Here is a 19839-nt window from a genome sequence, read left to right as displayed (position 1 = left end):
CTTGTGTGGAGGTTACGTTTCGCCCATCTAAGGAGATCGGCGATGACAGGCGCCAAGAGCCCCTTCACCCCCGAGACCGCCCCCTGCGGCAAGAAGCACGGCGGTGAGCGTCTCCTCGACGACGACGGCTACGGCCTGGTGATCCGTGACCAGCTCTTCGACTGCGGCTGCCGCCGGATCCGGCACGAGTACCACGACGGCAGCATCCACCTGTCCGCCATCCGCTGCGACGGCAAGCGGGTGAAGGATCCGATCGAACCGGACCGCGGGAGCTGAACCGATGATCGACGTGCTCATCGTGGGAGGCGGCGGCGCCGGACTGCGGGCGGCCGTCGCCGTCGCCGAGAGCGACCCCTCCCTCAGCGTGGCGGTCGTGTCGAAGGTCTATCCGATGCGCAGCCACACGGTCTCGGCCGAGGGCGGCGCCGCCGCCGTCGTCGCCGACGGCGACACGCTCGACGAGCACTGCTACGACACGATCTCCGGCGGCGACTGGCTGTGCGACCAGGACGCGGTGGAGGCGTTCGTGGCCGAGGCGCCGCGCGAGCTCGTCCAGGTCGAACACTGGGGCTGCCCGTGGAGCCGCGAGCGCGACGGGCGCGTCGCGGTGCGCCCGTTCGGCGGCATGAAGCGGATGCGCACCTGGTACGCGGCCGACAAGACCGGCTTCCACCTGCTGCACACGCTGTTCCAGACCACGCTCAAACACCCCGGCATCGCGCGGTACGACGAGTGGTACGTCACCCGGCTCGTCGTCGACGACGGCCGCGTCCACGGCGTCGTGGCCATAGAGCTGCGCACCGGCCGCGTCGAGGCGATCCCCGCCAGGACTGTCGTGCTGGCCACCGGAGGCTGCGGCCGGGCCTTCCCCTTCACCACCAACGCCGCCATCAAGTCCGGCGACGGCATGGCCCTGGCCTACCGGGCGGGCGCCCCGCTGAAGGACATGGAGTTCGTCCAGTACCACCCCACCGGCCTGCCGTTCACCGGCATCCTCATCACCGAGGCGGCCAGGGCCGAGGGCGGCTGGCTGATCAACAAGGACGGCTACCGCTACCTCCAGGACTACGACCTCGGCACCCCCACCCCGGCGCCCCGGCTGCGCAGCATGGAGCTCGGCCCGCGCGACCGCCTCTCGCAGGCGTTCGTGCACGAGCAGCGCAAGGGCCGCACCGTCGACACGCCGTACGGTCCCGTCGTCCACCTCGACCTGCGCCACCTGGGCGAGGACAGGATCGACGCGCGCATCCCGTTCGTGCGCGAGCTGTGCCGCAGCTACCAGAACCTCGACCCGGTCACCGACCTCGTCCCGGTCCGCCCCGTCGTGCACTACATGATGGGCGGCGTCCACACCGACCTCGACGGCGCCACCCCGATCGCCGGCCTGTTCGCGGCGGGCGAGACGGCCTGCGTGAGCATCAACGGCGCCAACCGGCTCGGCTCCAACTCGCTGCCGGAGATCCTCGTCTTCGGCAGGCGCGCCGGGCTGGCCGCCGCCCGCTTCGCCCGCGGCCACCGCGACGGCGAGGCGGCCGCCGTACGCAGCCAGGGCGCCGACGAGCGGCGGCGGCTGGAGCGGGCGCGCGAGGGCGGCGGCGAGCGGATCGCCGTGCTGCGCGAGGAGATGCAGCACACGCTCGAAGGCGCCGCCGGCATCTACCGCACCGGCGACGTCCTCGCCAAGGCCGCCGACACCCTCGCCGAGCTGGGCGAACGGGCCGCCGGAGCGCTCGTGGACGACTCCAGCGCCGCCTTCAACACCGAGCTGGTCGCCCTGCTGGAACTGCACGCCATGCTCGACGTCGCGCGCACGATCGTGGCCTGCGCGGCCGAGCGGCGCGAGTCGCGCGGCGCCCACCAGCGCACCGACTTCCCGGCCAGGGACGACGCCGCCTACCTGGCGCACTCGCTGGTCCACCGGGCCCCCGACGGCAGCCCCTCGGTCGGCCTGCTGCCCGTGACGATCACCCGCTGGCCTCCCGGGGAAAGGGTGTACGGCCGTGACTGACTCCATCCGGCTGGAAGTGTCCCGCTACCGGCCCGGCCAGGACGACGAGCCGGTGTTCCAGGCGTACGACGTGCCGCTGCGCCCCGACTGGGCCGTGCTCGACGGGCTCGCCCACGTCAAGGACCGGCTCGACGGCAGCCTGTCGTTCCGCTGGTCGTGCCGGATGGGCATCTGCGGCTCGTGCGGCATGACCGTCAACGGCGAGCCCCGGCTGACCTGCGGCACCTTCCTCACCGAGTACGGCGCCGGCCCGGTCAGGGTCGAGCCGCTCAAGGGCTTCCCCGTCATCAGGGACCTGGTCGTGGACATCGACGACTTCCTGGCCAAGCTGTCGTCGGTGCGGCCGTGGCTGATCCGGGAGGGGGAGGAGCTGCCGCTCACCGCCGAGTACGCCCAGACGCCGGACCAGCTGGAGGCGTACAAGCAGTACAGCATGTGCATCAACTGCATGCTCTGCTACTCGGCCTGCCCGGTGTACGTGCTCGACCCGGACTTCCTCGGCCCGGCGGCGATCGCGCTGGCCCAGCGCTACAACCTGGACTCGCGCGACATGGGCGACCGCTTCGACGTGCTCAACCTGGACGACGCCGTCTGGGGGTGCACGTTCGTCGGCGAGTGCACCCGGGCCTGCCCCAAGCACGTCGATCCGGCCGAGGCGATCCAGCGCTACAAGCTGACCGCCGCGCTGCGCTCGGTGCTGCCGTGGAGCCGGCGATGACCGCGCCCGCCCGCCGCCCGCCCAGGGACCCGCTCTGGTTCGCCCGCAGCAGGCGCTACACGCTGTTCGTGCTGCGCGAGCTGACCAGCGTCTTCGTCGCCTGGACCGTCGCGTACCTGGTCCTGCTGGCCGACTCGGTGGTCGCCGGGACGTACGCGCAGTTCACGGCGCTAGCGGCGCGCCCGTGGATGATCGCGCTCAACGCGGTGGCGCTGGCGGCGACCGCCTACCACGCGATCACGTTCCTCAACCTCGCGCCGAAGGCGACCGTGGTGCGGCTGGACGGCTGGCGGGTGCCCGCCTGGATGATCCAGGGCGGCAACCACTCCGGCTGGCTGCTCGTCTCGGCGGTGATCGCGTACGTCGTCCTGCGGACGCCATGAGAAGCCGGGGGAGACGCCGTGAGAAGGACGCCTGAGCCGTATCTGTGGCTGCTGTTCAGCGGCGGGGGGATCGTCGCGGCGCTGGTGCTGCCGGTGCTGGCGCTGCTGTTCGGGGTGCTCATGCCGCTCGGCGTGATCGGCTGGCCCGACGCGGCGCACCTGGCCGCGCTGCTGGAGCCGCTGTGGGTGCGGGCGGGGCTGGTGGTGGCGGTGGTGCTGTGCCTGTTCCACGCGGCGCACCGGATCAGGTTCACCAGTGAGGAACTGCTGGGGATCGGGCGGTACGACGGGTTCATCGCGGTCGTCTGTTACGGGGGAGCAGTTACGGGCGGGATCATTGCCGCGATGCGGTTGTTGTGAAATGTCGTAGTTTGATCACATTTCCACAACCTACTTTACGCAATCTTTAGAAACGGTCTACCGTGCCGGTTTGCAAGACCCTATGGCCATTGCGCCCGGCGATCCCGGGCAGAAGGGGTTACTGGTGCCCAGCAAGAAGCGCCTATTAGCCACAATCCCGGCGGTAGCCCTCCTCGGCGCCGCCCTGACCGTACCCAGCGCTCAGGCCGACTCGGTCGCGTCATACCAGCCCAGCGCGTCTGACTACTACATTAACTACGCGCCACCCAGGGACGACGACCCGCCGGCCGAGCCGGGAGTCCCGGGCAAGAACAAGCGGTCGATCTCCGCCGCGAAGAAGATCGACCAGAAGTTCAGCAGCGGAAACCCGGCCGCTGCCCGGGTGCTCGCGGCCCGCGAGGCCGAGGCCATCCGCACCGGCCGAAACCCCGCTGAATGGATCTTCAAAAAGTCCAAGCAGACGAAGACCGCCAAGCTTCTCACGCTGCTGGTCGAGTTCAACGAGAACGCCAACGACGACTTCTCCGGCTTCAACCGCCTGAGGACCGTCGACAGCGCCCCCGACGACTGCGTCGTCGAGCCGGCCGGCACGCTCAAGAACGGCCCGCTGCACAACAACATCCCGAACCCGGCCACGCTGCCGCACAAGGACAACAACTCCTTCTGGGTCAAGGACTTCAGCCCCGAGCACTTCAACAAGATGCTCTACACGGACAAGGGCATCACCGAGCGCGTCCGCCCCGACCTGAAGGACCCGCGCGACGGCAAGCCCGGCATCGACATCTCCGGCCACACGCTGAAGAAGATGTACGAGGAGATGTCCAAGGGCGCCTACTCCGTCACCGGCTCCGCGGTCGGCTGGATCAAGGCTCCGCACTCCGAGGCGTGGTACGGCGCGGCCGCCTGCGGCGGGGTCCCGCAGGACATGTCGGGCCACCCGGACAACCCGCTCGGCGCCGGCCAGCTCGCCATCGACGCCGTCAACGTCCTGTCGCAGACCCAGCCCGACTTCCCGTGGGCCGACTACGACATCGAGGACGTCTCCGACGCCGACGGTGACGGCAACTTCGCCGAGCCCGACGGCGTGATCGACCACCTCGTGCTCGTCCACGCCGGCAAGGACAAGTCCTCCGACGGCGGCGCCGAGGGCACGTACGCCATCTGGGCGCACTCCAGCGCGGTCGCCGGCGGCTACCAGGTCCCCGGCACCGACAAGAAGATCTCCAACTACATCGTGCAGCCCGAGGACTCCGGCGTCGGCGTCTTCGCCCACGAGTACGGCCACGACCTCGGCCTGCCCGACCTGTACGACACCTCCGGCCAGGCCAGCTCCGCGGTGGACTTCTGGGACCTGATGTCCAGCGGCTCCCACTCCGGCCCCATCTTCCAGTCGATGCCCACCCACATGGGCCTCTGGGACAAGTGGGTGCTCGGCTGGGCGAACCCGAAGGTGTTCAACCCGGGTGACAGCAAGAAGCTCGTCACGGTCGGCCAGACGTCGCGCACGCCCCGCTTCACCGAGGACGGCGTCCGCGTCAACCTGGCCTCCGAGCCGCTGAAGATGATCGACCCGCACAGCGGCGCCAACGCCTGGTGGTCCGGCATGGACCAGGAGTGGGCCAACGTCTCGCTGGCCCGCGACATCCAGGTGCCCGCCGGGACCGACGTCCGCTTCTGGATGTGGAACAACTACGAGATCGAGGCCGACTGGGACTTCGGCTTCGTCGAGGTGTCCACCGACGGCGGCAACACCTGGACCCAGCAGAAGGTCTACGACGAGGCCGGCACCGAGATCACCACGCCCGACGGCTACCCGGACCCGAACAAGAACCTCGCCACGTTCGGCAACAAGAAGTACGGCATCACCGGCAACACCGACGGCTGGCGGCACGACTACGTCAACCTGACCCCGTTCGCCGGCCAGACGATCAAGCTGCGGCTGGCGTACAACACCGACGCCGCCTTCACGCCGCGCGGCTGGCACGCCGACGACTTCTCGATCACCAACGGCGGCGCCTCCGTGTGGAGCGACGACGTGGAGAACGGCGAGAACGGCTGGCGCGCCTTCGGCGGCACGTTCACCAACACCAGCGGCCAGGGCTGGACGATCAACAACGGCGAGCGCCAGATCGACCGGTTCTACCTCGCCGAGTGGCGCAACTTCGACGGCTTCGACAAGGGCCTGCAGTACGCCTACGACACCACGTACTCGCGTGACGGGGCGTGGAAGGTGGAGAAGGTCAAGTACAACGCGCCGGGCCTGCTGGTCTGGTACCGCGACTCGACCTACACCAACAACGTGCTGGCCAACAACCTCGAAGCGGCGCCGAGCATCGGCTCCAAGGGCAGCCTGCTGCTCGTGGACTCGCACTACGACCCGCTCCGCCGCACCGGCGAGGCGGCCGCGAAGGACCCGTCACGGCACAAGAACATGGAGGGCCGCTCGCAGACCTCCAACGCCGCGTTCTCCTTCAAGAAGACCTACCCGTTCAAGGAGTGCCTCGAGGCCGCGGACGAGCCGTTCAGCGAGTACTGCACGGACGTCCCCGCGCTGAAGGGCGTGCCGAGCTTCACCGACGCCAAGACCTGGTACCCGGGCCTTGAGCTGCAGGACGGCTCGCTGTACTACCGGGACTTCGACGCCTCCGTCGTCGTCCCGAGCAAGGGCGACCAGCCGTACAGCACCCGCGTGGTCAACGTCGACGGAACCCCGGCGACCGAGCTCTACGGCACCGACCTCGGCAACGGCCACGTCCTCGGCACCGGCAACCCCGGCGACGAGGGCAAGGCGCTGGGCGTCCAGTTCAAGCTGGTCACCCCGCTGCCGGGCAACCTGGGCGCGCTCGTCCAGGTGACCCCGCCGAAGAAGTGATCCAAGGGGCCGCCGGGCGGTGTCCCGGCGGCCCTAACATTGATGACCATGAGCGAATTGCGCACCAAGGCCGAGCACACCGAGGCGATCCGTCAGGACCGCAGGGTGGCGGTGGTGATCAACACTCGCTCACGCCGTGGCCGCCGCCACTACTTCGAGGTGATCGAGCAGCTGCACGAGCTGGGCTACGAGCCGCTGGCCGAGATCGGCGTCTACAACCCCAAGCGACTGCGCGACCTGCTCGACACGGCCCTGGCGACCGGGCCCGACCTGCTGATCGTCGGCGGCGGTGACGGCACGCTGTCCTCCGCCGTGCGCCACGTCGCCCACCGCGACGTGGCGCTCGGCGTTCTCCCGCTCGGCACCACCAACAACTTCGCCCGCAGCCTCGGCCTGCCGCTCGACCTGGCCGGCGCGATCCGGGTGTTCGACACCGGCAAGGTCGCCGACATCGACCTGGGCATGGCCGACGACCGGCCGTTCGCCAACCTGGCCAGCTTCGGCGTCTCCGTCGAGGTCGCGGGCAAGGTCAAGCCGTGGCTCAAGCGGGTGCTCGGCCGGCCCGCCTACCCGCTGACCGCGCTGACCGTGCTGCCGGGGCACCGGCCCTTCCGCGCCTACATCACCGTCGACGGGCAGCGCCACGAGCTGCTCACTCACCAGCTCAACATCGCCAACGGGCGTTTCCACGGCGGCTGGCAGGTGGCCCGCGACATCAGCATCGACGACGGCATGCTCGTGGCCTACCAGCTCGGCTCCGGCAAGAAGGTGCGCCTGCTCGTCGAGACGCTGGCCCGCGCCACGACCGGGCGCTGGCGCAGCCTGGCGGGCGGGCCGTTCGTCGTCGGCCGCGAGATGCTGCTGGAGACCGACCCGCCGATGGCCGCCGACGTCGACGGCGAGGTGCGGCTGCGCACCCCGATCCGGCTGCGCGTGGTGCCCAACGGGGTGCGCGTCATGGTGCCCGCCGACTTCGAGGACCGCTAACCCGCCCGGCCGGTCTCCTAACGCAGGCGGTCGTACAGCTCGGTCAGCGGCGCCGACAGGCCCGCCGGCGGCGGGAAGACGCGCAGCAGCAGGCCCGGCTCCACGGCGGACGGGCGGCGCTCGGGCCTGGCCGTGCCGGCGGGCGCGTAGAAGTCGGCGAGCCGGTCGGCGAACGGCACGTCCGCCACCTCCAGCGCGGCCCCGCCGCCCGCCGCCAGCGAGCCCAGCAGCTCCTCACGGGCGCGCCCCCGCCAGGCCAGCACCAGGAACGGGTCGTCGTCGAACGACTCGGCCAGCAGGTAGAGCACCGCCGACACGTGCTTGCACGGGAAACCCCAGTCGGGACACGAGCACGCCATGTCCAGATCGCGCGGGAACAGGTCGGCGCCCAGCGCCGCGAACAGCTCCTCGATCTCCTCCGGCATCTCCCCGGCCAGCAGCCTCGCCCGGTGGACGGCCTGCTCGGCCACCGCCCGCTCGACCGCCTGCCACAGCTCCTCGCCGAACACCTCGACGGCGATCGTCACCTCGTACGGCGCCGGGCGCGACCCCTGCACGGACGCCCTGGCCAGGCCCGGCGACAGGTCGATCGACAGCACCTGGCCCGCCCTGGCGTAGCCGCGCCCGCGCGACAGGCGGCCCTTGTCGCAGATCCGCTCCAGCACGTCGATGAACCGCCTCGACCACCAGGTCGAGCCGATCGAACCGCGCCGCGACCTGGCCCGGATACCGCCCTCGACGCTGATCGGGGTGCTCCAGCCCGGCACGTCAGCCCACCGCCCCGGCCGTCAGGCGGAACACCTCGCGCAGCTCCCCGGTCGACAGATCCGTCAGCCAGTCCTCGCCCGCGCCGACCACCCGCTCCGCCAGCGCCTTCTTCCGCTCGATCATCTCGTCCACCCGCTCCTCCAGGGTGCCCGCGCAGATCAGCTTGCGCACCTGCACGTTCCTGCGCTGGCCGATGCGGAACGCCCGATCGGTCGCCTGGTCCTCGACCGCCGGGTTCCACCAGCGGTCGACGTGCACCACGTGGCTCGCCGCCGTCAGGTTGAGCCCCACCCCGGCCGCCTTCAGCGACAGCAGGAACAGCATCGGCTCGTCGTCCTGCTGGAACCGGTCCACCAGCCGGTCACGCGCCTTCTTCGGCAGCCCGCCGTGCAGCCACAGCACCGGCCGGTCCAGCCGCTGCTCCAGATAGGGCTGCAGCATGCTGCCGAACTCCGCGTACTGCGTGAACAGCAGCGCCTTCTCGCCCTCGGCCAGGATCTCCTCCGCTAGCTGCTCCAGCCGCGCCAGCTTGCCCGACCGGCCCGCCAGCCGGGAGCCGTCCTTCAGCAGGTGGGCCGGATGGTTGCAGACCTGCTTCAGCTTGGCCATGGCCGCCAGCACCAGGCCGCGCCGCTCGATCCCCTCGCTGTCGTCGATCCTGCCCAGCATGTCGTCCACCACCGCCTGGTACAGCGACGCCTGCTCCGGCGTCAGCGTGCACCACTCCTTGACCTCCAGCTTCTCCGGCAGGTCGGAGATGATCGAGGCGTCGGTCTTGAGCCGGCGCAGGATGAACGGCCCCGTCGCCCGCCGCAGCGCCTGCGCGGCCTGCTCGTCCTGCCGCGCCTCGATCGGCTCCTGGAACCGGGTGCGGAAGCGCGCCTTCGGCCCCAGCAGGCCCGGATTGGCGAACTCCATGATCGACCAGAGCTCGGCCAGGTGGTTCTCCACCGGGGTGCCCGTCAGCGCCAGCCGGGTGCCCGCCGGGATCGACCGCACCGCCTGCGCCTGGAGGGTGCCGCTGTTCTTGATCGCCTGCGCCTCGTCGCACACCACCCGCCGCCACGGGACCCGCCGCAGCGTCTCCAGGTCGCGCTGCGCCGTCCCGTACGTGGTGATCACCAGGTCGGCGTCCGCGATGCGCGCCGCGTCCCGGCCGCTGCCGTGATGGACGTGCACGCGCAGGCCCGGTGCGAACCTCGCCGCCTCCCGCTGCCAGTTGCCCACCAGCGACATCGGGCACACCAGCAGCGTCGGCTCCGCTGCCCGCTCGTGCACGAGCAGCGCCAGCGTGGTGACCGTCTTGCCCAGCCCCATGTCGTCGGCCAGCACCCCGCCCAGCCCGAGCTCCGACAGGAAGCTCAGCCACGCCAGCCCGCGCTCCTGGTAGGGGCGCAACGTCGCGTCCAGGCCCGCCGGCGTCCCGATCACAGCCGGCCGCCCCTCCGACCGGCCCTCCGGCCGCCCCTCCGGCCGCCCCTCCGGCCGGCCCGACAGCAGCTCGCCCAGCACCCCGTCGGCGTCCACCTCCAGCAGCGGCAGCTCGTCGTCGCCCTGGACCACGTGCCGCAGCACCTCCGCCGCCGGGAGCACCCCGGCGCGCTCACCGCCGACCGCGCGCAGCGCCGCCGCGAGCTGCCGCTCGTCCAGCTCCACCCACTGGCCGCGCACCCGCACCAGCGGCACCTTCAGCCGGGCCAGCTCGGCCAGCTCCTCCTCGCCGATCGTCTCCCCGCCCACCGCCAGGTCAACCCGGAAGTCCACCAGCTCACGCAGCCCGAACCCCTGGCTCGCCGCCGCGCTCTGCGTCTTCGTCCGCGTCGTCACCTTCAGCCCCAGCCTCGCCCGGCCCGCCCAGCGGGGCAGCTGCACCCCGAACCCGGCCGCCTGCAGCAACGGCGCCGCCTCCCGCAGGAACGCGAACGCCCCGGCCGTGTCGAGCACCAGCTCCTCCGGCTCCGGCACCCGCAACGCCCGGTCCAGCTCCGGATACAGCCGCACCGCCCGGCCCAGCCCGGCCAGCAGCTCCCGCTCCGCCCCGGCCGGCAACCCGGCCACCGGCCCGCCGCCCCACACCTTCCCGGCGGGCACGTACAGGCTCGGGTCGTCGGCCGCCTGCACCGCCAGCTCCACCCGCCACCGGTGCTCCCCGGCGGGGGCCGGGGGGTCGACCGGCTCGGTGAGGCGGAAGCACACGCGGGTGGCGCCCTCGGCCGACTCCACGGAGCGGCGCCACTCCTCCAGTGCCCGCCGCAGGTCCGGGTCATCGGGGCAGGCGGCGTCGGGGGAGGCGGTGTCGGAGGAAGCGGTGTCGGGGGAGGCCAGTGCGGCCAGCCAGCGCCCCTGCACCGTGCCCGTGCCCGTGCCCGTTTCCGCTTGCGGGGGCCGGGCGTTCAAGGCGGTTCGGGCGAGGGTGTCGGCGAAGGCGTCCAGGGCCTGGCGCAGCACCTCGTGGGAGGGGCGCTCGACCGCCCAGGTGCGGCAGGCGGGGGGCATGGTGAGGGCGAGGTCGCGGAAGTAGGCGGCGTCGGCGCCGGTGACGACCGCGCGCCAGGCCGCCCGGGCCTCGCCGTCGGTCTCCGTCAGCTCCAGCTGGGGGACGACCCGGCCGCGGCGTACGAGATCCCGCGCGAACGCGGCGACGGCCCGCCAGTGCCGCACCGTGGCCCCCGGCACGGCGTCACCCCAGCCGGTGAGGCCGGGCCCGGCGGCGGAGCCAGAGCCGGCGTCGGTGCCGCGGCCGGTGCCGCGGCCGGGGCCGGAGGCGGCGTCGGGGGAGGGAGCGGAGTCCGGGCCGGCGGCAAGGTCGGGGCCGGTGTCGGGGTCGGGGCCGGCGGCGGGGTCAGCGGCTGGGGCGGGGGAGGGGGCGAGGAGGTGTATGGCGGCGGGCAGGGGCGGGACCACGGCGGGGACGCGCCAGGGGCGCAGCGAGGGGCGGGTGACCGCGGACAGGAGCCCGGTCTCGGGGGAGGGGAGCGGCTCGGCCGCGGACCCCGGCAGCAGGAGCTCCAGCGTGCGCGGCCCGCCCGCAGGGAGGCGCTCGACGGGCGCGGCCCAGGGATGGGCGCGCGGCGCCGGGCCACGGGCGGCACGCGGCGCGAGGGCGGTGTCCTCCGCCCAGAAGGCGACCCCGTCCCCGGCCCAGACCCCATGCACGACCAGCACCTCGGCAGGGTACCCGGGCCGGGAGGGGCCGGTGGCCCGCGTCCGCCGACGGCGCACTGGCCGGCTCCTGGGAAAAATCAGTGCAAGTCGTAGACTGGAGGCATGAATACTCCGGGATCGTGGTGCGAGCGGCCCAAGCCGCCGGCTCCGTCGTGCGAGCTCCCGTCCCCGTGGAGCGCCCCCAAGAAGCCGGACAACTGGTGCGAGGCGCCCAAGTCGCCGGTCGAGTCGCTGGTCGGCCTGCTCCTGCGCGCCGCCAAGCGGTAGGACCCGGCCCGGCGAAAAACCGCGGGGTGATAGAAGCCGGGCTCTTCGGGTAGGCGGGTTCGCGACGGAGGAGGCGACGTCGTGAACGACACCCACAAACTGGTCAACGACCTTTCCGAGCAGGTCTCCCGGCTCGTCAAGGACGAGTTGCGGCTGGCCAGGCTCGAACTCACGGAGAAGGGCAAGCGCGCCGGGTTCGGCGCGGGCATGTTCGGGGCGGCCGGGCTGGTCGCGTTCTTCGGCGGCGCGGTGCTCGTGGCCGCCGTGGTGATGCTGCTCGCGCTGGTGATGCCCGCGTGGGTCGCCGCGGCCATCGTCGGAGTGGTCCTGCTGATCGTGGCCGCCCTGCTGGGGCTGGCCGGCAAGAGCAAGGTGAAGCAGGCGACGCCGCCGGTCCCGACCGAGACCATCGCGAGCCTGCGGGCCGACGTCGACGCGGTCAAGGAAGGGGCGCGGCGATGAGCGAGACCGATCCGGGACGCAGCGACCAGCACGCCGGCACGGTCGGCGCGCGCCGGGCCACCGTCGGCACGCCGACGGACGCCGAGTCCATCAACGTGCCGCCGACCAGGCCGGGCGCGGCCGAGAACGCGCACGAGGCCGAGCTGGCCCGCGAGGAGCATGAGACCTTCATCCCCGAACCTCCCCAGGCCGACGACCGCACCGACGCGGTCAGGTCGCGCGCCACGGAGGAGGAGTCCCTGACCGGGGGCCGGGCCGCGAAACGGTCCGGGAGCGAGCACCGCACCCAGGGTGACGACGCGGACGCGGTCCGGGAGGACATCAGGCAGACCCGCCGGGAGCTCGGCGAGACGGTGAGCGCCCTGGCGCACAAGGCGGACGTCAAGAGCCGGGCAGCCGACGCGGCGGCCACGGCCAGAGGAAAGGCGGGCAGGATGGCAGGCACGGCCAAGGACAGGGCCACGGAGCTGGCGGAGACGGCCAAGGGCAAGACGGCCGAGATGACCGGCGCGGCCAAGGGCAAGGCGCACGAGATGACCGGCGCGGCCAAGGGCAAGGCGCACGAGATGACCGGCAAGGCGCACGAGGTCGCGGGCAGGGTCGGCGAAAGGGTCGGCGACGCCACGCCGGAGCAGGTCAAGAAGCGCCCCGTGTTCGTGATGGTCGCGCTCGGGACGGTGGTGGCCCTGGTCGTGCGCCGCATGATGAGGCGCAACCAGGCCAAGTGACGCGTGGAGGCCCCCGAAGGACCCGCCGAGCTGCCACGCCGGTCGTGGTGGCGGGTGATCAGAAGAACGTTCGCCGAGTTCAAGAACGACCGCGTCCAGGATCTGGCGGCGGCGTTGACCTACTACGCGGTGCTGTCGGTGTTCCCGGCGCTGATCGTGCTGGTGTCGCTGTTCGGCCTGCTGGGCCGCGACGACCTCGGCACGGTCGTGGGCTCCCTCGTCGTGCTCGCGCCGGAGGAGGCGCGCGGCCTGATCGCGGAGAGCGTGCGCGGGGTGCGCAGCACCGGCGGCGCGGGCCTGGTGGCGATCACCGGCCTGCTGGTCGCGCTCTGGTCGGCTTCCGGGTACATCGCCGCGTTCATCCGGGCGTGCAATGAGATCTACGACATCGAGGAGGGCCGCCCGTTCTGGAAGCTGACCCCGCTCCGGCTCGGCCTCACGGTCATGATGATGATCCTGCTGGTCGTGGGCGCGATCGCGGTCACGCTGACGGGCGAGCTGGCCGCCGCGGCCGGTGAGGCGCTCGGCCTCGGCGACGCCGCCGTGACGGCGTGGGACATCCTCAAGTGGCCGGTGCTGGCGCTCATCGCGGCCGGCCTGATCATGGTGCTGTACTGGGCGGCGCCGAACGTCCGCCAGCCGGGCATGCGCTGGATCACGCCCGGGGGCCTGCTCGCGGTCGTGCTGTGGGCGCTGGTCTCGGGCGGCTTCGCGCTGTACGTGGCGGGCTTCGGCTCCTACAACAAGACCTACGGCGCGCTCGCCGGGGTCGTGGTGTTCCTCATCTGGCTGTGGCTGTCGAACATGGCGCTGCTGTTCGGCGCCGAGCTGGACGCCGAGCTCATCAGGGAGCGCGCCGCGGCCCAGGGCCGGCCCCCCGGGCGGGAGCCGTACGCGGTGCCGCGCGACCCGCCGGAGCCGGATGATCTGCCGGGCTGAAAGTGAGAGGCTTCGCGCATGGACTTCATCCGCGTGCGCGCCTCCTCCGACGGCGCGGAGACGATCTCGTCGTGGACCGGCGACGTCTATGGCTGGGAGCCCGGCGGCGGGCCGCATCACCTGTTCGGGTTCGAGGGCGTCAACGTGGCCAGGGCGGTGCGCGGCGACGACGGCGGCTGGCTGCTGCTGACCCGGGAGGCCGCCCTCTACCTCGACCCGCGCACCCGCGAGGTGCTCGACGTGTGGGACAACCCGCTGACCGGCCGCCGCGTGGAGGTGCAGCACGTCTTCAACGACCCGGTCAACCAGCGGCTGGGCGGCTACCCGGTGCCGGTGACGCGGCTGGGCGAGCAGGTGGTGTTCAACGTGGACGTGCGCCTGGCCTACCCGTCGCCGCTGAAGGTGGCCGACTATCCGGACAACTCGGCGGACGACACGTACCGGGCGATGGAGCTGTTCCAGTTCTTCGCCCGGGCGGCCGACGTCGAGTCGGAGCTGCCGGACGTGCCGAGCGTGTTCTCCTGGTGCCGGGTGTCGCCGTGGCTGCCGTGGATGGCGATGGCGCAGCGGCCGGGCGGGCTCGTCTACCACTGCCGGGGCGGCAAGGGCGCCGAGGTGCCGCCGAGGCTGCGCGAGCGCGCCGGGGAGCGGTTCCTGCACGCGCCGCAGGAGTGGTCGGCCCCCAACGTGACGAGCTGGACCGCGTTCGCGGATAAGGTCGGCCGATGAGCACCGATCTGTTCTGCGAGATCGTCGCGGGGGAGCGCCCGGCGACGATCGTCGGCTCCGACGAGGTGTCCGTCTCCTTCCTCGACACCCGGCCCGTGTTCAAGGGGCACGTGCTCGTGGTGCCGCGCGCGCACGCCGAGACGCTCGCCGACCTGACCGGGGTGGGGCCGTTCTTCGAGAGCGTCCAGCGCATGGCCCGCGCCGTGGAGGAGGGCCTGGAGGCGGGCGGCACGTTCGTCGCGATGAACAACCGGATCAGCCAGAGCGTCCCCCACCTGCACGTGCACGTGGTGCCCCGGGTCAAGAAGGACGGCCTGCGCGGCTTCTTCTGGCCGCGCACCACCTACTCCTCCGCCGACGAGGCCGCCTCCTACGCGGAGCGGATCGCCAAGGCGCTGGGCTGAGCCGGGCCGCACGGTGGAATACCTGGTCGGCGTCGCCGTGGTGGCCGTGCTCGTCGGCGTGCCCGCGATCGTGCTGTGGCGGGTCATGCGGGGCCGCCGCGACCTGGGCACCAGCCCGGCGGAGCGGGCCACGTTCGAGACGCTGCACACCGCCTCGCTGGCGGGGCCGCCGCTGCGCGCCGGGCTCACCGCCGACGGCGCCCAGCGGGCCTCGCGCCATCTGCGCGAGCTGCTCGGCTCGGCCGCGCTCGCCATCACCGACGGCGAGCGGCTGCTCGTGTACGACGGCGCCGGCGACCATCATGCCGAGGACGCCTTCGAGCACGCGAGGGCGACCTTGCAGGACGGCCGCACCCAGGTCCTGGCGATCGACTGCGACCTGCTCGAATGCCCGGTCAGGAACGCCGTCGTGGTGCCGCTCACCACGGACGAGCGGGTCGTCGGGGCGCTGACCGCCTATGGCACGCACGCCTCCGCCGGGCTCGTCCGGGCCGCCCAGGAGGTCGCGGGCTGGGTCGACTCGCAGCTGGAGCTGGCCGAGCTCGACCGTTCGCGCACGCTGCTCATGGAGGCCGAGGTGCGGGCGCTGCGCGCGCAGATCTCGCCGCACTTCATCTACAACTCGCTGACGACGATCGCCTCGTTCGTCCGCACCGACCCGGAGCGGGCCCGCGAGCTGCTGCTGGAGTTCGCCGACTTCACCCGCTACTCCTTCCGCAGGCACGGCGAGTTCACCACCCTGGCCGAGGAGCTGCGCTCGATCGACCGCTATCTCATCCTGGAGCGGGCCCGCTTCGGCGATCAGCTCCAGGTCACGCTGCGCATCGCGCCCGAGGTGCTGCCGGTGGCGGTGCCGTTCCTGTGCCTGCAGCCGCTCGTGGAGAACGCCGTGCGCCACGGCCTGGAGAGCAAGGACGGCGTCGGCCGCATCTCCATCGTGGCGGAGGACGCCGGGGCCGAGTGCAGCATCAGCGTCGAGGACGACGGGCTCGGCATGGACCCCGACCGGCTGCGCCGCGTCCTGGCCGGGGAGACCGCCTCCGACGGCGGGATCGGCCTGGCCAACGTGGACGAGCGGCTGCGCCAGGTCTACGGCGACGAGTACGGGCTGGTGGTCGAGACCGGTCGCGGGGCGGGCACGAAGGTCAACGTCAGGTTGCCGAAGTATCACCCGGGCGTCTCGGCCCGTTGACCTGGATCTTCGTTGTCGGTTTTATCACTGTCTATGGCACAACTTCGGGTCCTCGCGGTCGACGACGAGCTTCCCGCCCTGGAAGACCTGTCGTACCTGCTGCGTGCCGACCCGCGGATCGGCGAGGTGGCGACCGCCAGGGACGGCTCGGCGGCGCTGCGGCTGCTGGACCGGGCGATCGCCGAGGGCAGGCCCATCGACGCGGTCTTCCTCGACATCCGGATGCGCGGCCTCGACGGGGTCGTGCTCGGCCGGCTGCTGTCGCAGTTCGCCAACCCGCCGCGGGTGGTGTTCGTCACCGCGTACGAGGAGCACGCCGTCGACGCGTTCGAGATCAAGGCCGAGGACTACCTGCTCAAACCGGTGCGGCCGGAGCGCCTGGCCGAGGCGATCCGGCGGGTGGCCGTCTCGGCCGACGTGCCCGCCGACGGCGGTGAGAGCGACACCATCCCGGTCGAGCTGGGCGGCGTGACCCGGTTCGTCTCCAGCGCCGACGTGATCTACGTGGAGGCGCACGGCGACTACGCCCGCCTGCACACCGCCACCGGCAGTCACCTCGTGCGCATCCCGCTCGCCACGCTGGAGGAGCGCTGGTCGGCGGCCGGGTTCGTGCGCGTGCACCGCAGCCACCTGGTCGCCGTCAAGCACATCGAGGAGCTGCACATCGACTCCGGCCGGTGCTCGGTCCGCGTCCACGACACCGAGCTGCCCGTCAGCCGCCGCCACACCCGCGAGCTGCGCGACCTGCTCGTCCGCCGCGCCAGGAAGGGACGGCACGAGTGAGCCCCGAGCCGCGGCCGGGCCGGCGCACCGCCGTCACCAGCCCGCGCACCGCCGCCGCCCGCCGGCCCCGCCGCCCGGCCACCCGGGAGATCGACGAGCAGACCCACCTCGGCGAGGTCTACATGCGCTCGCTGCTGCGCACCCAGTTCCGGCTGGCGCTGTTCGTGTGCACGGTGCTCGGCTGCGTCGTGGGCGGGCTGCCGCTGCTGTTCCTGCTCATCCCCGAGCTGCGCGACGCCCACCTGCTCGGCGTCCCGCTCCCGTGGGCGGTGCTCGCCGGGCTCATCTACCCCGCCTTCGTCATCGGCGCCTGGCTGTACGTCCGGCAGGCCGAGCGCAACGAACGCCACTTCGCCGACCTGGTCGACCGTTCATGAGCCTGGCCGCCGTCGTCGTCGTCATGGTCGCGGCCGTGCTCATCGGCGCCTTCGGCATCCGCTTCTCGCGCACCACCTCCGACTTCTACGTCGCCTCCCGCACCGTCAGCCCGCTGTGGAACGCCTCCGCGATCGGCGGCGAGTACCTGTCGGCGGCCTCCTTCCTCGGCGTGGCCGGGCTCATCCTCAGCTACGGCGTCGACATGCTGTGGCTGCCCGTCGGGTGGACCGGCGGCTACCTGGTGCTGCTCGTGCTGGTGTCCGCGCCGCTGCGCCGCTCCGGCGCCTACACGCTGCCCGACTTCGCCGAGGCGCGGCTGGAGTCGATGGTGGTGCGGCGCACGGCCAGCGTGCTCGTCGTGCTCATCGGCTGGCTCTACCTGATGCCGCAGTTCCAGAGTGCCGGCCTGGTGCTGCGCACGATCACCGGGGCGCCGGTGTGGGCCGGCGGGCTGCTGGTGGCCGTCGTGGTCGCGGTCAACGTGCTGTCGGGCGGCATGCGCTCGATCACGTTCGTGCAGGCGTTCCAGTACTGGCTGAAGCTGACCGCGCTGGCCGTGCCGCTGGTGTTCCTGCTGATGGCGTGGAAGGCCGACGGCGCCCCGGCGCTCGACCCGGTGGACGCCGCCGTCTGGCAGGTGCCGCTGGCCGGGGCCAAGGACTACGCCCTGTACTCGACGTACTCGCTGATCCTGGCCACGTTCCTGGGCACGATGGGGCTGCCGCACGTGCTCGTCCGCTTCTACACCAACCCCGACGGGCGGGCCGCCCGCCGCACCACGCTCGTCGTGCTGTCGCTGCTCGGCGCCTTCTACCTGCTGCCCGCGCTGTACGGCTGGCTCGGCCGCATCTACGCGCCCGACCTCGTCCGCACCGACGCCGTGGTGCTGACGCTGCCGGCCCGCATGGTCGGCGGCACGCTCGGCGACCTGCTGACGGCGCTGGTCACCGCCGGGGCGTTCGCGGCGTTCCTGTCCACCTCGTCCGGGCTGACCGTGTCGGTCGCCGGGGTGATCGCCCAGGACCTGCTCAAGGGCGGCGTGCGCTCGTTCCGGATCGCCACGCTCATGGCCGTCGCCGTGCCGCTCGGGCTGGCGCTGTGGGCGCGGGCGCTGCCGGTCGCCGACGTGGTGGGGCTGGCGTTCGCGGTCGCCGCCTCGTCGTTCTGCCCGCTGCTCGTGCTCGGCATCTGGTGGCGGCGCCTGTCCACCACCGGCGCGCTCGCCGGGCTGTTCGTCGGCGGCGGCCTGGCCTGCTCGGCCGTGCTCGCCACCATCACCGGCGGCCCGTACGAGGGCCTGGCGGGCGCCCTGCTGGCCCAGCCCGCAGCGTGGACGGTGCCGATCGCGTTCGCGGTGATGGTGTCGGTGTCGTTCCTGACGCCCGACCGGGTGCCGCTGGGCGTGGCCAGGACGATGGTCCGCCTGCACACCCCGGAGAACCTCGACCTCGACCGGGGCGACTGGCGGCCCCGGGGGTGACGGGCGGGCGCTGTCCTAGGGTGGGCCGTCATGGATGACGAGTGGATCTGCGCCCGGCTGGGCGAGGACGAGCCGTGGCAGCTCGGCGCGGTCAACCCGCCGGTGTTCGGCAGCAGCGTGTTCACCTTCGGCTCGATGGCGGAGCTCGGCGCGGCGATCAGGGACGAGGACGAGCGCTACGTCTACTGGCGGGGCACCAACCCGACCGTCGACCTGTTGCAGCGCAAGCTGGCCGCGCTGGAGCGGGCCGAGCGGGCCAAGTGCTTCGGCTCCGGGATGGGCGCGATCTCGGCGGCGATCTCGTCGCTGGTGTCGGCCGGGGACCACGTGCTGGTGCTGGGCGCCGTCTACGGGCCGACCACGCAGTTCCTGCGCTACCTGGAGAAGTTCGGCGTCACCCACACGCACGTGGCCGACCTGGCGGCGTGCGAGGAGGCGGTGCGGCCCGGCACCAGACTGCTGTACTTCGAGTCGCCCTCGTACATGCGTTACGAGATCTTCGACCTGGAGGCCGTCGCCGGGTGGGCGCGCGGCCACGGGCTAGTGACCGTGATGGACAACACCTGGTCGACGCCGCTGTTCCAGAAGCCGCTGACCAAGGGCGTGGACCTGGTCGTGCACTCGCTGTCGAAGTACGCGGGCGGGCACAGCGACGTGGTCGGCGGCGTGGTGGCGGGCCCGGCGCGGCTGATCAGGCCGCTGGCGCTGACCGAGTACCAGCTGTACGGCGCGGCCATGTCGCCGCACGACGCCGCCCGGGTGATCAAGGGCCTGCGCACGCTGCCCGTGCGGATGGCGGCGCACCAGGAGCGCGGCCTGGCGGTCGCCGCGTTCCTGGAGGGGCATCCGGCGGTGCGCCGGGTCAACCACCCCGGCCTGCCCTCGCATCCCGGCCACGGCGTCGCGCGCGGCCAGATGTCGGGCTTCTCCAGCCTGTTCAGCGTGGAGCTGGACACGGACTCGCGCGCCGAGGTGGGCGCCTTCCTCGACGGGCTGCGGCACTTCCGGATCGGCGTGTCGTGGGGCGGGTTCGAGAGCCTGGTCAACGCGCCCGCGCTGACCGTCGAGGAGAGCGTACGGGCCACCCTGGGCGTCCCCGTGGGTCTGGTGCGCCTGGCGGTCGGCCTGGAGCCCGCCGCCACGCTGATCGAGGACCTGGGCTGCGCGCTGGGCGGAATCGCCTGACCGTTCGTCGTACATAAGGGACCATTCACCG

Annotated in this window: 20 protein-coding genes; 18 read left to right on the top strand and 2 right to left on the bottom strand. The window is 72.3% G+C overall.

All coding sequences use genetic code 11. The features are described 5' to 3' along the window. The first annotated feature begins 42 nt into the window (after positions 1-42). The 7 genes from AB0J53_RS05375 to AB0J53_RS05345 all read left to right on the top strand — a co-directional run bounded on the left by AB0J53_RS05375 (position 43) and on the right by AB0J53_RS05345 (position 7328). Positions 43-276, top strand: coding sequence for a hypothetical protein (locus AB0J53_RS05375; RefSeq protein WP_219507452.1), 234 nt, complete (start codon positions 43-45; stop codon positions 274-276). Positions 277-280: 4 nt separating this feature from the next. Continuing rightward, entirely contained in the window at positions 281-2008 is a 1728-nt protein-coding gene (gene frdA, locus AB0J53_RS05370) for a fumarate reductase (quinol) flavoprotein subunit (RefSeq protein WP_364168799.1), read from the top strand. Beyond that, positions 2001-2726 carry a succinate dehydrogenase iron-sulfur subunit gene (gene sdhB / locus AB0J53_RS05365; RefSeq protein WP_357590744.1) on the top strand — a complete coding sequence of 242 codons (726 nt, stop codon included), beginning with the start codon at positions 2001-2003 and terminating at the stop codon, positions 2724-2726. The genes frdA and sdhB overlap by 8 nt, the downstream gene beginning before the upstream one ends. After that, positions 2723-3109, top strand: coding sequence for a hypothetical protein (locus tag AB0J53_RS05360; protein WP_357590742.1), 387 nt, complete (start codon positions 2723-2725; stop codon positions 3107-3109). Before sdhB ends, AB0J53_RS05360 begins: the two co-directional genes overlap by 4 nt. Before the next feature lie 18 nt (positions 3110-3127). Further along, positions 3128-3469, top strand: a complete 342-nt coding sequence (locus AB0J53_RS05355; RefSeq protein ID WP_219507447.1) for a hypothetical protein — start codon at positions 3128-3130, stop codon at positions 3467-3469. Between the two features lie 124 nt (positions 3470-3593). Then, complete coding sequence (locus tag AB0J53_RS05350; RefSeq protein WP_364168797.1) at positions 3594-6341, top strand: immune inhibitor A domain-containing protein; 2748 nt, start codon at positions 3594-3596, stop codon at positions 6339-6341. A gap of 48 nt (positions 6342-6389) precedes the next feature. After that, the gene (locus tag AB0J53_RS05345) at positions 6390-7328 is read left to right on the top strand and encodes a YegS/Rv2252/BmrU family lipid kinase (protein WP_219507443.1); all 939 of its coding nucleotides are present in this window, start codon (positions 6390-6392) and stop codon (positions 7326-7328) included. Between the two features lie 17 nt (positions 7329-7345). Here AB0J53_RS05345 and AB0J53_RS05340 read toward each other — a convergent pair whose 3' ends face one another. Further along, entirely contained in the window at positions 7346-8095 is a 750-nt protein-coding gene (locus AB0J53_RS05340; protein WP_364168795.1) for an SWIM zinc finger family protein, read from the bottom strand. Between the two features lies 1 nt (position 8096). After that, positions 8097-11261 carry an SNF2-related protein gene (locus tag AB0J53_RS05335; protein WP_364168793.1) on the bottom strand — a complete coding sequence of 1055 codons (3165 nt, stop codon included), beginning with the start codon at positions 11259-11261 and terminating at the stop codon, positions 8097-8099. A 102-nt stretch (positions 11262-11363) separates the two neighbouring features. On the opposite strand from AB0J53_RS05335, the gene AB0J53_RS05330 reads away from it, so the two are divergent. From AB0J53_RS05330 to AB0J53_RS05280, 11 genes are all read left to right on the top strand, one after another. Then, entirely contained in the window at positions 11364-11528 is a 165-nt protein-coding gene (locus AB0J53_RS05330; protein WP_219507439.1) for a hypothetical protein, read from the top strand. Positions 11529-11609: 81 nt separating this feature from the next. Next, positions 11610-11990, top strand: a complete 381-nt coding sequence (locus tag AB0J53_RS05325) for a phage holin family protein (protein ID WP_219507438.1) — start codon at positions 11610-11612, stop codon at positions 11988-11990. After that, positions 11987-12718 (top strand): DUF3618 domain-containing protein, encoded by a 732-nt coding sequence (locus tag AB0J53_RS05320; protein WP_364168790.1) that lies wholly within the window; start codon positions 11987-11989, stop codon positions 12716-12718. Before AB0J53_RS05325 ends, AB0J53_RS05320 begins: the two co-directional genes overlap by 4 nt. Positions 12719-12772: 54 nt before the next feature. Further along, positions 12773-13657 carry a YihY/virulence factor BrkB family protein gene (locus tag AB0J53_RS05315; RefSeq protein ID WP_308125849.1) on the top strand — a complete coding sequence of 295 codons (885 nt, stop codon included), beginning with the start codon at positions 12773-12775 and terminating at the stop codon, positions 13655-13657. 18 nt (positions 13658-13675) lie between these two features. Further along, positions 13676-14386 (top strand): DUF1838 family protein, encoded by a 711-nt coding sequence (locus AB0J53_RS05310; protein ID WP_357590730.1) that lies wholly within the window; start codon positions 13676-13678, stop codon positions 14384-14386. Continuing rightward, positions 14383-14790 carry an HIT family protein gene (locus tag AB0J53_RS05305; protein ID WP_364168788.1) on the top strand — a complete coding sequence of 136 codons (408 nt, stop codon included), beginning with the start codon at positions 14383-14385 and terminating at the stop codon, positions 14788-14790. The genes AB0J53_RS05310 and AB0J53_RS05305 overlap by 4 nt, the downstream gene beginning before the upstream one ends. A gap of 13 nt (positions 14791-14803) precedes the next feature. Beyond that, a complete protein-coding gene (locus tag AB0J53_RS05300) occupies positions 14804-15982 on the top strand; it encodes a histidine kinase (protein ID WP_364168786.1) in 1179 nt (392 codons plus the stop codon). A 33-nt stretch (positions 15983-16015) separates the two neighbouring features. Next, entirely contained in the window at positions 16016-16765 is a 750-nt protein-coding gene (locus AB0J53_RS05295; protein ID WP_219507432.1) for a LytTR family DNA-binding domain-containing protein, read from the top strand. Continuing rightward, positions 16762-17142, top strand: a complete 381-nt coding sequence (locus AB0J53_RS05290; protein WP_219507430.1) for a hypothetical protein — start codon at positions 16762-16764, stop codon at positions 17140-17142. Before AB0J53_RS05295 ends, AB0J53_RS05290 begins: the two co-directional genes overlap by 4 nt. After that, positions 17139-18623: a cation acetate symporter gene (locus AB0J53_RS05285; protein ID WP_364168783.1), complete on the top strand. Its 1485-nt coding sequence runs from the start codon at positions 17139-17141 to the stop codon at positions 18621-18623. Before AB0J53_RS05290 ends, AB0J53_RS05285 begins: the two co-directional genes overlap by 4 nt. Positions 18624-18653: 30 nt before the next feature. Continuing rightward, a complete protein-coding gene (locus tag AB0J53_RS05280; protein ID WP_364168781.1) occupies positions 18654-19808 on the top strand; it encodes a PLP-dependent aspartate aminotransferase family protein in 1155 nt (384 codons plus the stop codon). Positions 19809-19839 lie beyond the last annotated feature (31 nt).

It is taken from the genome of Nonomuraea sp. NPDC049725, assembly GCF_040674795.1.
GTDB lineage: Bacteria > Actinomycetota > Actinomycetes > Streptosporangiales > Streptosporangiaceae > Nonomuraea > Nonomuraea ceibae.
Note: the sequence above shows the minus strand (reverse complement) of the source record. Positions and strands in the feature narration are given on the sequence as shown.

What these genes read in the sequence shown, in the direction of transcription:
- AB0J53_RS05360 (WP_357590742.1), top strand. Translation starts at nt 2,723, where the DNA reads ATGACCGCGCCCGCCCGCCGCCCGCCCAGGGACCCGCTCTGGTTCGCC.
- AB0J53_RS05285 (WP_364168783.1), top strand. Translation starts at nt 17,139, where the DNA reads ATGAGCCTGGCCGCCGTCGTCGTCGTCATGGTCGCGGCCGTGCTCATC.
- AB0J53_RS05310 (WP_357590730.1), top strand. Translation starts at nt 13,676, where the DNA reads ATGGACTTCATCCGCGTGCGCGCCTCCTCCGACGGCGCGGAGACGATC.
- AB0J53_RS05345 (WP_219507443.1), top strand. Translation starts at nt 6,390, where the DNA reads ATGAGCGAATTGCGCACCAAGGCCGAGCACACCGAGGCGATCCGTCAG.
- AB0J53_RS05305 (WP_364168788.1), top strand. Translation starts at nt 14,383, where the DNA reads ATGAGCACCGATCTGTTCTGCGAGATCGTCGCGGGGGAGCGCCCGGCG.
- AB0J53_RS05330 (WP_219507439.1), top strand. Translation starts at nt 11,364, where the DNA reads ATGAATACTCCGGGATCGTGGTGCGAGCGGCCCAAGCCGCCGGCTCCG.
- AB0J53_RS05320 (WP_364168790.1), top strand. Translation starts at nt 11,987, where the DNA reads ATGAGCGAGACCGATCCGGGACGCAGCGACCAGCACGCCGGCACGGTC.
- AB0J53_RS05375 (WP_219507452.1), top strand. Translation starts at nt 43, where the DNA reads ATGACAGGCGCCAAGAGCCCCTTCACCCCCGAGACCGCCCCCTGCGGC.
- frdA (WP_364168799.1), top strand. Translation starts at nt 281, where the DNA reads ATGATCGACGTGCTCATCGTGGGAGGCGGCGGCGCCGGACTGCGGGCG.
- AB0J53_RS05295 (WP_219507432.1), top strand. Translation starts at nt 16,016, where the DNA reads ATGGCACAACTTCGGGTCCTCGCGGTCGACGACGAGCTTCCCGCCCTG.
- AB0J53_RS05280 (WP_364168781.1), top strand. Translation starts at nt 18,654, where the DNA reads ATGGATGACGAGTGGATCTGCGCCCGGCTGGGCGAGGACGAGCCGTGG.